Origin of the sequence: Methylobacterium sp. Leaf123, assembly GCF_001423405.1 — a bacterium.
GTDB lineage: Bacteria > Pseudomonadota > Alphaproteobacteria > Rhizobiales > Beijerinckiaceae > Methylobacterium.
Map to the genome: position 1 here is coordinate 481,339 of NZ_LMNS01000001.1, position 13,143 is coordinate 494,481.

A 13,143-nucleotide genomic window follows, 5' to 3' on the forward strand; every position below is an offset into this window, starting at 1 on the left:
GGATCAGACCGGGGCGTGGTAGGAGAGAAGCCAGCGGCGCGACTGCGCCAGCTCGAGCGGGGTGTCGTCGATGACGCCGTGCGGAGCGTCGCCGTGCCAGATCCGGCCGCCGCCCTCGGCGAGCCAGACGCCGCAATGGTGCTCGCGGCCACGGGCGCGGCCCATCAGCACGAAAGCGCCGTCGATCGGCGCCGCGATCTCGCGCCAAGCCCGGCGCTCCGGATGAGAGGCGAAGGCCTCCACGCGCTCGCGGAAGCCCATCCCCTCGATCTCGACCAGCGGCAGCGCGCGGCCGAACAGCTCGCGCTCGATCAGGCTCGCCGCGTGCCAGCAGTTGAAGCCGACGGGATCGTAGGGCCGCCGGCGCAGGCCGGTGAGGAAGGCGGCCCGTTCGATCACGAGAACAGGCTGGGGTAGTTTGCGCGGTCGAAGAAGGCGTTCGGGCCCGTCGGCACGTTCTGATCGCGCCCGTCTGGCCACGACAGGGTGCCCTCGGCCGTGTCGGCGGTGAGATCGACCGTGGTGAGGAGCAGGCCCTCGATCACCTCGTCAGGCCCGGTCACGGCCGAAAGCGCGCCGGGCAGGACGCGGTACTGCCGGAAGGTGATGCTGATCGCCGCGTTGTAGCCGATCGCGCCCTTGAGCGGCCCGTGCAGCAGGTCGCTCACGTTGTCGATCTGGACCTTGCCGTCGGTCGGGCCGTCATGGTCGGCGCCGGTACGGACGAAGGTGAAGGCGCAGGGCGTGTGCGGAACCGCGGCGCCGCCTTCATCGATCGGCAGGCCGACCTTCTCGGCCGGTTCGCCGGTGGCCGTATCGAGGCCGGTCACGACGAAGATCGGCGTGTCGAAGCTCTCGTGGTCGATCTGCGCCGCCGTCACCACGACGCCCTCTTCGTCGCCGGACGCGTAGGACTCGGCGAGCGCGGCTTTCAGGGTCATGGCGGGATCACCAGTCGTAAACACGGAGGGTGAAGGTCACGCGGCTGTGCGGGCCGGCATCCTGTTCGGATACGGCCCCGTCGATGCGGCAGGTGCGGGTGCCGACCCGGCCGGACGGCAGGCGCACGCGAGCGGTGAAGCGTTTGGCGCCGTTGTTGAGCGTGACGCGGACGAACTGCAGGAACAGCTCGAACTCGGCCCGCTTCAGCACCAGGGTGATGCTGCGCGGCGTCTCGACGGTGAGCGTGCGCCGGCGGGTCCGGCCGGGGCCGTCATCCATCCGCGTGGTCTGCGCCGGCTCGTAGAGCTGGGACGAGCCGAGAGAGCCCGCCAGACCGACTAGGTCCGGCAGGCCCGGGGGCCAGGCTTCGATGGTCATGGATCAGCCCTTGCGGCGGTCGGGTCCACTGACGGCGCCGGCGAAGGCGCCCTGGCCGCGCGCTGCGCGCTGGCCGATCCCGCCTTCCAGGTCGCGCAGGAGGATCTGCATCGACCCGCCCGGGCCGCGGCGGACCTCGGGCGCCGGCGCGGCCATGGTGCGTTGATCGATGATCTGGAACGCCGGGCCGCCCATGCCGCCGAACCCGCCCCGGGAGATCGGCATCACCCGGCCGTTGGAGTCGGGCACGAAGATCTCCTGCCCCATCTCGCCGACGGTGTAGGGGCGGCCCGCCGATACCGGGCCGCCGTTGGCGCGGAAGACGGAGGCGAACATGCCGGCGAGGCCGCCGACGGCGTTGCCGCCCTGGCTGGCCGCCGGCGCCGTGCCGAGCAGGCCGGCAAGCGGCCCTTGCCCCGTCATCATCGCCTGCAGGCCGCTGCGGACCATCATCTTCGACACGTCGAGGAGGATGTTCTGCAGGCCCTTTCCTTCGAGGATCGCATCCCCGAGGGCGTCGGAGAGCGTGTTGCCGAAGTGCCGGGCCGCATCCGCGGTCTGGCGCTCCTGCTGCTCCAGGTCCTGGAGCTTGTCCTTGTAGGTCGCGACGGCCTCCGAGGCCGCCTTGGTCTTCGCGATCTGCGCCTCGGTGAGGGTGATGCCCTGTTGCTCGGCCGTCTCGCGCAGCTTCGCCAGGTTGATGGCTGCAGCCTTCTCAGCGTTCGATTTGCTGAAGGCCTCGGTCTCCGCCTTCAGCCCCGCCACCGACTTCTCCAGGCTGTTAATGAAGGTCTCGACGGCGTCGGTGCCGCCCTCGCTGCCCTTCGAGCCGGTGGGCTTCACCCCGATCCCGTACTTTTCCGGGTTGAGCACCATGTCGAGCGGCCGGCGCGGCGGCATCGGCGCGTTGGTGATCGTGCCCGCCGGCGCCGGCGGCATCTCCGGGCCGATCGGCTTGTCGTACAGGGTGCGGGTGCCGTAGGCTTGGTCCCGCAGGCCTTCCTGCGTGATGCCGGCCATCGCGACCGTCGCATCTTTGATCGTCCCGAAATAATCCGCGGCCAGTACGCCCGCGACCGCGCCTGCCTTGTCGCCGAACAGCTTCCCGAAGAACCCCTTGGCGCCCTCGGCTTGGACATCCTGGACCTTGTTGTAGAAGGTGCCGAGGTTCTTGGTCGCCTGAGCGATGCCCTCGACGATGCCGAGCCAGGTGTCCAGGATCGCCCGGCCGCTGCCCTCCAACGCCACCGAGACGAGGAAGAAATCGTTGATCGTCTTGTAGGCCGTGTCCAGGCGGTCGCGGAACTCCTGCGCCCGATCGACCTCTTCCTGCTTCACCAGGTCGTCGCGCTGCCGGTCCAGGGCTGCGGCCATCGCCTCGATGTCGAGGCGACCGGAGCGCAGCAGCTCGGCCGTCTCGCTGCCGAAGAGCTTCTCGCCCAGGTCGATCGCGGCGAGGCGATCACCGAGGTTCATCAGCTCGCGCATCGCCTGCAGGGCGGCGCGGATCCGCTCCTCGTTGTTCCCGGCGGCGCGGTACTGCGAGATGCCCTCGCCCTCGTAGTTCCCGAGGTAGCCGGAGTCGAACAGCTCCGAGAGGCGCTTCTTGATCGGGTCCTCTTCCTCGAAGCGCGGGGTGACGGCCTTGCCGGCACTCTTCAGCATCGCCTCGACCTCGGCGACTTCGAGCTTTGCCGACTTGGCGCCTTCCAGGAAGCGCTGCCAGAACTCGACGCCGACGCCGGCACGGCTGGCGTTGTTGCCGAGCGCGATGAATTTCTCGATCTGAGCGTTCGCCTGCTCGATCGCGGACGTGACGAACTGGTATCCCGCCACGGCCGCTGCGAGGCCGACGACGCTGCCGACGACCAGCGGCGACGAGGCGAGCATCCGCATGGTCTGCGTCGCCTCGTTGCGCACCACGGCGAACGCGAAGGAGGCCTGCGCACGCGCAGCGCCCGCCGCGACGTTCATGGCAACGCCGGCCGTCTTCGTCTCGGCCGCCGCCTTGCCGATCGCGCCGGCGGTGGCGACGATGGAGAGGTTGGTGTTGGCCGCCGTCGAGAGACCGGCATTCGCCACGTTGAGCGCGTCCTTGCCGACGCTGGTGGCCAGCGTCTTGAAGGTCGCCGCGTAGCCGCCGTTGGCCTTGATGCCGTCGTCCAGGGCATCCGAGACCTTGATCATGTTCGCCACTACGGACGCGGCGAGGTCCTGCATCCCCGACTTCGCGGCGGAATGGTCCGTCGCGAAGCGGATGCGGAGCGGTTCGGCCATGGGGAAGGTCCGCTGTCAGAGGTTGCCGGCGGCCATGGCCTCGGCCCGGGCGGCGAAGAAGGCGTCGAGGCTGGGCTCCTCGGGCTCTTCGTCGGGCTTGGCTCCGGAGTGGAATTGCCGGAAGCCTTCGAACATCGCCGCCATCTCAGGCAGCGTCAGCGCATCGACCTGACGGGGCGTCAGCCCCATCATGCCGCCGGATCGGTAGAAGACGGAGAGGTCTCCGGGGCTGCGTCGCTCGCCCCCTCCGTCGCCGGATTTCCCGGCGCCGGCACCCCGGAGACGGCCGCCTCGAGGATGCTGCCGGCGAGCTGCAGGTTCTCGGCCAGCGGACGGCCGAACACGTTCCAGCGCATCAGCGTCTCGGCATCGGCCTGCGAGAGGCCGCCGCCGATCAACGCGAGCCGGATCGGCTCGACGATGTCGTGGGCGAAGAACCGGTGCGCTGCCAGCCGCACCATGATTTCACCGATGCCGGCGTTGCAGCGCCGTTCCAGCTCGCCGATCTCGCCGATGCGCAGCTCGAACTTGAGCGTGCGGCCGGCGAAATCCGCGTGGAGCGCGGTCGCGGAGGTGTCGGTCTTCATGCGCCGCCCGCCGCCGCGTCGGTCCAATCCAGATCACCGTCGCCGCGAAGCTGACCGGTGAACTTGACGACGCCGCCCGCGTCGGACTGGATCTGCAGGTTCTCGTAGAGGACCGCACCGTCCCAGCGGCCACCGCCCTGCGCGAGGGGCTTGGCCACCTGGATCTGCAGGTAGGTCGGCACGCCCGACTTCATGTCGGCGCGCATCTGCTTATAGGCCAGCGGATCAGCGACGCCCGAAATGCTGACAGACCAGGCCGTGCCCTTCGCCAGCGAGCGGCGGGCCCAGACGGCGTCGGGGTTGTCGGTGTTCGGGACGGTGGCGTCGTCGTACTCGACCGTCTCGGTGAGCCCCTTTGTGGTGATGGTGCCCATGAATTTTGGGGCGGCATCGGCGGGGCCGGACTTGCGCATCACGCGCAGGTCCTTGCCCCCAAACGCGTTGGGCTGGGCCATTGTCGTCTCCGGGTTGTCTCAGGGGAGGGGGTCAGCCGGCCGCCATCAGGCAGGCGACGTCGAACCAGACGGTCTTGATGGCGCCGGGGTCGATGACGTCGCCGGCGCCGTTGATCTTCAGCTCGTCGAGGAAGACGTCCCCGTCGGGGAGCTGCACCTTGGCGACGGCGGCGATCGCCGCCCGGGCGATCGTCCAGGCCGGCGTCCGGTCGAAGTCGGCCGACTCCGCGAACACCTTCAGGGTGACGATCCAGCCGTAGGCCTCGCCGGCATCCACTGGCCGGCTGCTGATCGGACCCATCGCGATCCACGGCAGCTCGGCCGCGTCGTTGTCGCTCGGGACACCGTCGAACACCTTGTCCTGGACGAGGGCCGCGACCTCGGGCGAGGCGCGCAGCAGCTCCATCACGCCGTCGCGAAGGGCGAGTTCCGGGATCATAGCGACTCGTTCAGGGTTTCGGCCTGGCGCTGGCCCCGCTCCTCCATCACCGCGTCGACGGCGGGGTAGAAGTACGGCTGCGGCTGGGTGCCGGGGTGGGTGCGGGCGGATGTCCGGTTGGCGTTCGCCACGCGGTAGCGCCGGCCGGTCTCGGGGTTGAAGGCGCCGGCGCGCGAGCGACCGCCGACCTGGACGGTGCCGCCCCGCCGACCGCCCCGAACGCCGGCCTGCGTGCCGTGCTCGACGAGAAAGGCGTAATCCATGTCGAACCGGCCGCGCGGGTTGATCGCGCTCGCCGTGACCGTCCAGACGTCGTCGGCGAGCTGCGCCTGGATGCCTCCGAACAGTCGCCCGCTATCGCGTGGGACCGCGGCCTGCGCGCGCTCGACGATGTCGGCCGCCGCCTCCGCGTCGATGTTTTTCGAACGTAGCACGAGCTTCACGCTGTACTGCGCCAGCGCCTCGGCGAAGGCATCGACGCCGCTGACGGCGCCCCAGCCGATCTTGCCGAAGGAGAGGAGATCTCCGACGCCGATCATGACGACGCCTTCCGGCGGCTCACCTTGATCCAGAGCCAGCCCGAGCGGTCGGACGGCTGCACCGACTCGATCGCCATGTCGCGGCCATCGATGACGGCGCGATCGGCGACGGTGAGGCCGCGGGTGCGGGCGGTATCCCGCACGCAAATGCTGCCCTCGATCGCGTCGGTGAGCGAACCCGCCTCGGCGAGCGCCCGGCCCGAGAGCGGCCGGAAGGCGCAGGCGACCTTCATCAGGTCGATGAAGTCGCCGCGCCCCGCCGGCTTGCCGGGCACCCGCTCGCGCCGCATGAAGGTGACGCGCTGGTCGAGCTGGCCCGCCTGCATGGCTCAGACCCCGATGGCGCGGAAGGGATTGAGCAGACGCTCGACCGTCGGGTTCTCGACGAGGTTCGCTTGCGTCTTGCCGTCCCGGTTGTCGTAGAGATCCGCGACCATCAGCAGGATCGCGGCGCGGATGGGCGCCGGCACGTCGTCGCCGGTGCCGTAGCCGGCTGCGAACGTGATGCGCCATGCGGCCGGGTGGAAATCGGCCTCGGGCCAGGATGCGCCGTCGGCGGGGATGACGGCGACCCGCTCGGCTGGGAGGCGCACGGTTTCCCATGTGCCGGCCGGCAGCTCCTGATACTGCCCGCTGACACGCCGCTCGACCTTCTCCACCTCGCGTAGCGGTGGAAGCTCCAAGACGAAGCCCGGCATCCGGCCGGCTGCATCGTCGGCCGGGCGATCGCCGGTCGCCTGCCAACTCTGGGTCAGCAGCGCCCGCCCGAGCGTACCCTGGCCGCGACCGTCCAGGTGCCCGACCGCGCCGGCGATCGCTGCCTCAAGGAGATCGGTCTCCAAGGGATCGGCGTCGGCCGGGTCGAGGCGGAGATGCGCGCGAGCCCGGGCGAGAGCGACCACATCGCCCGTCGGCGGGGTGACGCGCACATAGACCAGCGGCGCCGCGGGCTGGCGGCTGCTGAAGGCGTTGCGGTACATGTCCGGAATACCCGTAGGATCGCCAGAGCGGGCCGTGGACGGCGATCAGGCGTTTGTGGCGCCGGTGGTCGCAGCCAAGGTCAGCGCGGCGTTCTGCTCCGCGAGGGCGGCGACCTGGATGCGCAGGGCATCGCGGTCGGCCTCGGCGTCGGCGAGCGCGGTCTCCAGCTCGGCGACGCGGACGCGGAGATCCTTGGCGGCCTTCTCCGATGCCGCGGCCGTCGGTGCCACCTCGGCGATCCCAGCCTTGGTCCAAGCCTCGCCGATGCGATCCTCAACGGTGACGATTTCGCCGTGCGCGTAAGAGACGTCGCCGGCCATGGCGGTCAACATGCGGATCTTCATGGTCCGGCCTCGATTTTACGATGGTGGAGGGGAGCCGGGCGGTGCAGCACCGCCCGGCGGTGAGCCTCAGGAAGCGGCGTGCTGGAAGGTCTTCAGCGCGTCGTTCGAGGCGTCGATCAGGTCGCCGTCGTGCCGGGACCACGCCAGGAAGGCGACCTGGCCCTTTTCGAGGTAGCGGCTGTCGGCGAAGCGGAAGAGCGTCACCGCCATGACATCGCGGATCAGGTACTTCTTGAAGTCGCCGAACAGGATCGACTTCGCGGAAGCCGCCATCACCGGCATGTGCTGGTTGATGGTGTAGCCGTAGCCGAGGATGTCGTTGGCATCGCCGCCGGTCACGCCCGGGCGCCACAGCGGGCGGCCCTGGCCGTCCTTCAGCTTCTTCAGCGCCTTCAGCGACTGATCGTGGAACATGTAGCGGCCGTTGGTCCGGTAGGCCGGATCGACCGAATGCTCCAGATCGACTAGGTCGTCATAGGTGACGCTGGCGAGCTGGCCCGCGGGACCGACCTTGCCGGAGGCCGCCGCGACCACGGCGCCGCGCGGCTGGTTCACGCCAGTGCCGACGGTGAAGTGGCGGTTGGTGACGCGGGCGATGCGGTTGGCGAGGGCGACGTTGACGTAGCTCTCGATGTCGATGCGGCTGTCCTGCAGCAGCTCCAGCGGTACCACCACCACCTTCGACGAGTACTTGAAGGCGCCGATGTCGAGGGTGCCGAAGGTGATGTCGCCGGCGCTGGCCGCAACGCTCTCGCCGACGATCTCGCCCTCGCTGCCGGTCTCGTCGACGGTCGGGTAGTCGATCGCGTTGCCGGAGTCGGTCTGGATGATCTGCGCGACCTCGCGCATCCCGCCAAACGCAGCCATGCGCTCCAGCATGGTGGCCGAGAAGTCGCGCGGGGCGAGGAAGCCGCCGGCCGAGCCGGTGCCGACGGACTGCGCGCCGTAGATGCGCTGGGCCTCGTCGCGGCGAGCCTTCACGTGGGCGCGCTGCGCGTCGTCCAGGCCCTCGTGACCACCACGCGCCCAGGCATTGAAGATGCCCTTCTCGCGAGCCAGGATCGCCGTGTTCTCGTCCACCGAGCGGCCATCGCGATCGGCGACGCCGCCGGCGCGCTGCTCCAGGCTATCCTCGATCGTGAGGATGCGATCGTGACGCGAGATCTGATCGTCGAGCCGGTCGATATCGGCATAGATGCCGTCGACCTGGTTCTTGACCGCCTCGGTCCAATCCTTGCCGGTCTTGCTCTCCAGGATGTTGCGGGCCTCGCGGGCCTTGGCGGCGCGCTCTTCGCGCAGGGCCTGAATGGACTGCGTCATCGTCCTGTTCTCCAAAAAAAATGCCGCCCTCGGGCGGCTGTGTCTCGGGATGCTGCGGAGCCGGCGCGCCGGCGTTTCAGGCGGCGCGCTCGATCAGGGCGAGTCGCGCTTCGGCACGCTGCCGATCGGCGGCGAGCGCGTCGAAGTGGGTGCGCGCCCGCTGTTTCAGCGCGCGCGGGGCGTTGCGGTAGGCCGAGAGGTCGAACAGGTTGCTCGCCGGAGGCGCCTCCTGATCCGGCTCGGCCGGCTCCTGCGGAGGCTCTTCCTGCTCCGGGTCCGCGGGCGCGGCGGTCTCGCCGGCCTTGCGATCGCAGAAGCCTTCGGCGACGGCCTCGTCAGCGGTGAACCACGTCTCGGCCTTCATCCAGGCCAGGACCTCGTCCGCGCCCTTACCGGTACGGCGCACATAGTCGCCGACGATCGCTTCGCCGACCTTGTCGAGCACCGCGGCCGACGCCCGCAGATCGTCGGCGCTGCCGACGGCGAAGGTCCACGGAAGGTGGATCATCACGAAGGCGCCCTCCGAGATCTCGATCTCGTCGGCCGCGAGCATCAGGAAGGACGCGGCCGACGCCGCGAGCCCGTCGATATGCGCGATCACCTTTGCCGCGTGCTGCTCGAGCGCCGTCTTCATGGCGCGGGCCGCGAACACGTCGCCGCCCGGGCTGTTGATCCGGAGGTGGATCGTCGAGGCCTCGATCGCCGCCAGCTCGCGCACGAAGGTCTGTGCGTCGATGCCGTAGTAGTCGCCGATCGCGCCGTAGACGTAGATCGTCGCCTCGTCCGAGCCCTCTTCCGCCTTCACGCGGAAGCTGCCCCGATCACGGTTGGCCTCAAGCAGTTGGAGGATTTTCTTCACCGTCGCTCGATCCCTGCTTTGCCGGCCCGGTCCAGGTGGCGAGCGTGTCGCCCTCGGGCCTGGCGCGGTCGTTCTGCTTGCGGCGCACCTCGTTGGCGGTCATCCAGCCCGGGCCGGACGAGCCGCCGAGGGCCAGGCGGTACGCCTTGAACCGGCTCTCGATGTTGCCGCGCACCAGGACGTCCCGGTCGAACTCGGCGAGGTAGCGGGCCGCGTTCGGGCCCGGTCGGGCCGGACGGCCGCGGCCGTAGAGCTTGTGGTTGACCTCGTCCTCGATGGCGCAGAGGTGCGGGTCGAGGGTGTAGGTGACGAAGCCGATGCCGAGCGCCTCGATGCCCGAGCCCCAGCTCGTTTCGTCCATCCCGAGGAGGAAGCGCGGTACGCCGAAAATGCGGGCGATGTCCTCGATCTGGAACCGGCGGGTATCGAGGAGCTGGGCGTCCTGCGCCGAGATCGGGATGACCTTGTACTCGCCGCCCTGGTCGAGGACGGCCGGGCCGGAGTGCCGCCCCTCGCCACCGAAGGTCCGGCGCCAGTAGCCGCGGAACTCTTCCTTCTCGGGAGCGCCGATCTTGGCGCCGGCGGGATAGCTGACGTACCCCGACGGCGTAGCGTCGTTCTCGAAATACTTGCGCGCGAACCGGTCGGCCTCGATGCCGAGCCCGACCGCGCTCCCCATCGCCTGGATCGGCGTCTTCGCCTTCAGCCCGTCCCACTCGGCCGAGCCGGGAACGTGGAGCACATCGTCCTGATCACAGACGATGGCGCGGCCGTCGTCGAGCGTGAGGCCGTAGCGGAGCCGATCGTTGTGAAGGCTAATCCGGACCCGGTGGAACGGCACCGGCCACAGCGCGACGGGTTCGCCCGAGGCGCGCCGCTCGATCCAGGAGACCCCGTTGCCCTCCAGGAGCATCTGCGCGATCGTCGAGCGCACCCACATGGTGCGCGACATTCGCGGGTTGGGGCGGATGCGGAGCAGGTCGGCCGCCGGCGGTCTGGAGTCGCCTTCGCGATCGCCGTCGTCCAGCTCGCGATACGTCTTCAGCGGCAGCATCGCCGAGGCGAAGGCCAGGATCGACACGCACCGGTAGACCGCCGAGTGGCGCATCGCCGTCGCCGGCGAGATGGAGCCGCCGAGGCCACCGGGAAGCATCCGGTCCCAGGCCTCTGCGTCCGAGGACACGAACGACGTCGATGCTTCGACGGAAGCGGCCTCGGCCTTGCGGCGCCGGCCGAACAATGACCAGGCCATCGGGCCTCCTCAATAGTCGATGAAGCCCTTGCTGCGGCCCTGCTCCTCACCCGACATGTGCCGGGCCAGCGCCATCATGTGCGCCACGGGGCCGTCGATCTTGTTCTCCGCGCGCTCTTTGCGCGGATAGACGTTGTCCTTCGCGTCGGGCTTGGCGACGACGTTGGACAGCATCCAGGTGAAGACGGGATCGGCCGCGTGGGCGATCGCCCGCGAGCGGATCAACCCGTCCATCTGCTTCATCGGCTCGCTGAAATTCAGCACCAGCGGCCGGACCTCGATGCAGGGAATTCCTTCGTTCGTCAGCGCCGTGACCAGCATGGTCGCCTGTGCCGGATCGAACGCCACCTCTTCGAGCTGGTAGTCGCCGCGCAGGCCACCGTGACGCTGGCCGTCCTCGCCCTCCTGCCCCGCGATCGCGTCGAGGATCTCGAAGTAGTCGATCATCTCGCCGTCGGTCTGGGTGATCCAGGATTCCGGAGCGTCGCGCCAGCCGCGGTAGTGCTCGGCCTCGCCGGCCTCGATCGCGGCCTCGGGCAGGAAGTAGAGCCCGAAGCGTGCGTACTGGAACCCGGCCTCGCGCAGCTCGGCAGCGGCCGGGCAATCGCAGCGAGATAGCTCGAAGATCACCTCCAAAGCCGCGATATCGACCTTGGATGCCAGGTCCATGCCGACCCGGCAGGGCTGACCCTTGAAGTCCTCGATCTTCAGCCCGGGCCGGGCGCTCTCCATCCAGCGCTGGACGTTGAAGTAGGCCGCCCGCGACTGCACCCACACATTGAGGTGCTTGGTCTTGAAGACGCCGGCCTTGCGGGCGTTGTTGCGTGCCGCGCGCTGGCGGGTCTGTAAGTATTCGCCCGAGACCGAAACGTCGAAGTTCGGGTTGGCCTTGCGCAAGGCCAGATCCGACGTCCAATCGTCGTCGGGATCGACCGTGTAGATCAGCGAGAACAGCTCGGGATCGTCGAGGACGCCTTCGAGCACCTTCTGCGCTTCGAGCTGCAGCGCGTAGCAGGGGCCGGCGAGGTTGTCGCCGGCGGTGGTGATGATGACCAGCAAGGGCTGCTCGCGCGCGCCCATGCCGGTTTCCATCGTGTCCACCTGCACGTCGGTCTCGTGCTCGTGATACTCGTCGTGGACCGAGCATGAGGGCGAGGAGCCATCGCCCGGCGTGCCGATCATCGGCTCGAACCGCGAGCCGTTGCCGAGGATGTGCAGGTTCTTGGCGTTGACCGAGATCCCGAACGCGGAGATGAGCTGCGGCGTCTTCTGCGCCATCAGCTTGGCCGGGCGGAACACCTCCCAGGCCTGCTTCTCCGACGTGGCGCCGGAATAGACCTCGGAACCGTGCTCGCCGTCGGCGGCGAACAGGTAGAGGGCGATGCCGGCGGCCCAGGTGCTCTTGGCGTTCTTCCTCGGGATGAGGAGGAACACCTTGCGATACCGGCGCAGACCGTCGGACTTCCGGACCCATCCGAAGATCGCGGCCGTCTTGAACAACTGCCAGGGTTCGAGCTTCAGCCGCTCGGCCTTGCGAGCCCACTTCCCCTTAGTGTGGGGCAGGAGCTGGACGAACTTGCAAACCTTCGAGGCCTTCCGCTCGTCGAAGCGGTACGGGAACCCATCGACGTACTGTTTGACGAGATCGTCGAGGTGCCGACGGCAGGCGAGCACGATCCATTTGCAGGCCGGGATCGTGCCGGCGACCACGCCGCGCGCATAGCCGTGCGCAGCCGCGACGTGCGGGCACCCCGTCGTCATGCACCCGCGCCTGCCTCAGAGATCGTTGAATGGGTTGGACTCGGGCGGTGTGACGGCCGAGACCTTCGAGCGCGCCGCCGGCGACAGCCCGAACTCGGAAAGCAGCGACTGTGCGTGCCGCATCGCCTCGCTGCGCATGGCGACCTCGGGCCGCCCGCGCACCATGGTCCCGCTCTTCGTCTCCGAGGTGTAGACGCGGCCCAGGTCTTCGATCACCGCGGTGCAGACCTCCACCTCCTCGAGGCGGGACGCCAGCATCGACAACATCGCCGTATCGTCGGGAGATGCGATCCCCATTCCGGCGATGATGGCGGTGAGCTGGTCGAAGATCTCCGCCGCGCGCTCACTCAACCATTCCGGCGCCTCGGCCTCACCCTCGCTCGCCGTCGGCGCATCAGGGTTCATGCGGCAGGGCTGCGCAGTGCCCGCGAGTTGCTTCAGCGCATCCGGTTTGCGCTTGCGACCCGCCATCTCCGGACCCTCAACTTTTTGTCTCCAAATCGCACGCGCGAAAAGGAGACTAAACAACCGGTCTTGGCCCGGTTTGCCTCAGACTTTTGACCCGCCCCCGGGGGTGGCTACTTGAACCGCTTCTCCGAAGCGCGGAGCTGTGCTTCCTCGCGCTGGATCTCCCCGTCGTGGCAGGCCTTGCACACGCTCTCGTGGTTCTCGGGATCGATAAAGAGACCCCAATCACCACGATGGGGACGACGGTGGTTGACCACCGTCGCCGGCACCACCTGGTCGCGGGCAAGATGCCGCTCGCAAAGCGGCTGTAAGGCCAACTGCGCGAGCCGAGCGGCCTTCCAAGCCGCTAGGCCGTACCAGAGGCGCCAGGGGCTTCCCCGGCGCCTCTGCGCCTCTGCGCATCGTGGTAGCGCTTGGACGCTGCCTTCGCTTCCTCTGGCGTCCTGGCGCCAGAAGCTTTGTGTACAGGCGGTCGCTTGGGCAATTTGACTAACATCCTCAGACGTAGCTAACAGGATTGTGACCTAACCGGGCGCTCATC

Annotated in this window: 17 protein-coding genes; all 17 read right to left on the bottom strand. The window is 68.9% G+C overall.

Annotated elements, in window-relative coordinates:
• Positions 1–3: 3 nt before the first annotated feature.
• Positions 4–399 (bottom strand): hypothetical protein, encoded by a 396-nt coding sequence (locus tag ASF53_RS02010; RefSeq protein WP_056192945.1) that lies wholly within the window; start codon positions 397–399, stop codon positions 4–6.
• Positions 396–941, bottom strand: a complete 546-nt coding sequence (locus tag ASF53_RS02015) for a DUF1833 family protein (RefSeq protein WP_056192948.1) — start codon at positions 939–941, stop codon at positions 396–398. The genes ASF53_RS02010 and ASF53_RS02015 overlap by 4 nt, the downstream gene beginning before the upstream one ends.
• A gap of 7 nt (positions 942–948) precedes the next feature.
• Positions 949–1,320, bottom strand: coding sequence for a hypothetical protein (locus tag ASF53_RS02020; protein ID WP_056192951.1), 372 nt, complete (start codon positions 1,318–1,320; stop codon positions 949–951).
• A 3-nt stretch (positions 1,321–1,323) separates the two neighbouring features.
• On the bottom strand, positions 1,324–3,597 hold the full coding sequence (locus ASF53_RS02025; RefSeq protein ID WP_056192955.1) for a hypothetical protein: 2,274 nt from the start codon (positions 3,595–3,597) through the stop codon (positions 1,324–1,326).
• A 15-nt stretch (positions 3,598–3,612) separates the two neighbouring features.
• Complete coding sequence (locus tag ASF53_RS25500) at positions 3,613–3,789, bottom strand: hypothetical protein (RefSeq protein ID WP_156635324.1); 177 nt, start codon at positions 3,787–3,789, stop codon at positions 3,613–3,615.
• Positions 3,786–4,184 carry a gene transfer agent family protein gene (locus ASF53_RS02030; RefSeq protein WP_056193860.1) on the bottom strand — a complete coding sequence of 133 codons (399 nt, stop codon included), beginning with the start codon at positions 4,182–4,184 and terminating at the stop codon, positions 3,786–3,788. Before ASF53_RS02030 ends, ASF53_RS25500 begins: the two co-directional genes overlap by 4 nt.
• Entirely contained in the window at positions 4,181–4,639 is a 459-nt protein-coding gene (locus ASF53_RS02035; RefSeq protein WP_056192958.1) for a phage tail tube protein, read from the bottom strand. Before ASF53_RS02035 ends, ASF53_RS02030 begins: the two co-directional genes overlap by 4 nt.
• Before the next feature lie 31 nt (positions 4,640–4,670).
• Positions 4,671–5,078 (bottom strand): tail completion protein gp17, encoded by a 408-nt coding sequence (gp17, locus tag ASF53_RS02040; RefSeq protein WP_056192960.1) that lies wholly within the window; start codon positions 5,076–5,078, stop codon positions 4,671–4,673.
• On the bottom strand, positions 5,075–5,617 hold the full coding sequence (locus ASF53_RS02045) for an HK97 gp10 family phage protein (protein WP_056192963.1): 543 nt from the start codon (positions 5,615–5,617) through the stop codon (positions 5,075–5,077). The genes gp17 and ASF53_RS02045 overlap by 4 nt, the downstream gene beginning before the upstream one ends.
• On the bottom strand, positions 5,614–5,943 hold the full coding sequence (locus ASF53_RS02050; RefSeq protein WP_056192967.1) for a head-tail adaptor protein: 330 nt from the start codon (positions 5,941–5,943) through the stop codon (positions 5,614–5,616). The genes ASF53_RS02045 and ASF53_RS02050 overlap by 4 nt, the downstream gene beginning before the upstream one ends.
• A gap of 3 nt (positions 5,944–5,946) precedes the next feature.
• The gene (locus ASF53_RS02055; RefSeq protein ID WP_056192971.1) at positions 5,947–6,597 is read right to left on the bottom strand and encodes a head-tail connector protein; all 651 of its coding nucleotides are present in this window, start codon (positions 6,595–6,597) and stop codon (positions 5,947–5,949) included.
• 45 nt (positions 6,598–6,642) lie between these two features.
• Positions 6,643–6,942 (bottom strand): hypothetical protein, encoded by a 300-nt coding sequence (locus ASF53_RS02060; protein ID WP_056192974.1) that lies wholly within the window; start codon positions 6,940–6,942, stop codon positions 6,643–6,645.
• Between the two features lie 66 nt (positions 6,943–7,008).
• Positions 7,009–8,262, bottom strand: a complete 1,254-nt coding sequence (locus ASF53_RS02065) for a phage major capsid protein (protein WP_056192976.1) — start codon at positions 8,260–8,262, stop codon at positions 7,009–7,011.
• Between the two features lie 76 nt (positions 8,263–8,338).
• A complete protein-coding gene (locus ASF53_RS02070; RefSeq protein ID WP_056192979.1) occupies positions 8,339–9,121 on the bottom strand; it encodes a head maturation protease, ClpP-related in 783 nt (260 codons plus the stop codon).
• Positions 9,096–10,373: a phage portal protein gene (locus ASF53_RS02075; RefSeq protein WP_056192982.1), complete on the bottom strand. Its 1,278-nt coding sequence runs from the start codon at positions 10,371–10,373 to the stop codon at positions 9,096–9,098. The genes ASF53_RS02070 and ASF53_RS02075 overlap by 26 nt, the downstream gene beginning before the upstream one ends.
• Positions 10,374–10,382: 9 nt before the next feature.
• Complete coding sequence (locus ASF53_RS02080) at positions 10,383–12,134, bottom strand: terminase large subunit (RefSeq protein WP_056192985.1); 1,752 nt, start codon at positions 12,132–12,134, stop codon at positions 10,383–10,385.
• Between the two features lie 15 nt (positions 12,135–12,149).
• Positions 12,150–12,605, bottom strand: a complete 456-nt coding sequence (locus tag ASF53_RS02085; RefSeq protein ID WP_056192988.1) for a phage terminase small subunit P27 family — start codon at positions 12,603–12,605, stop codon at positions 12,150–12,152.
• Positions 12,606–13,143 lie beyond the last annotated feature (538 nt).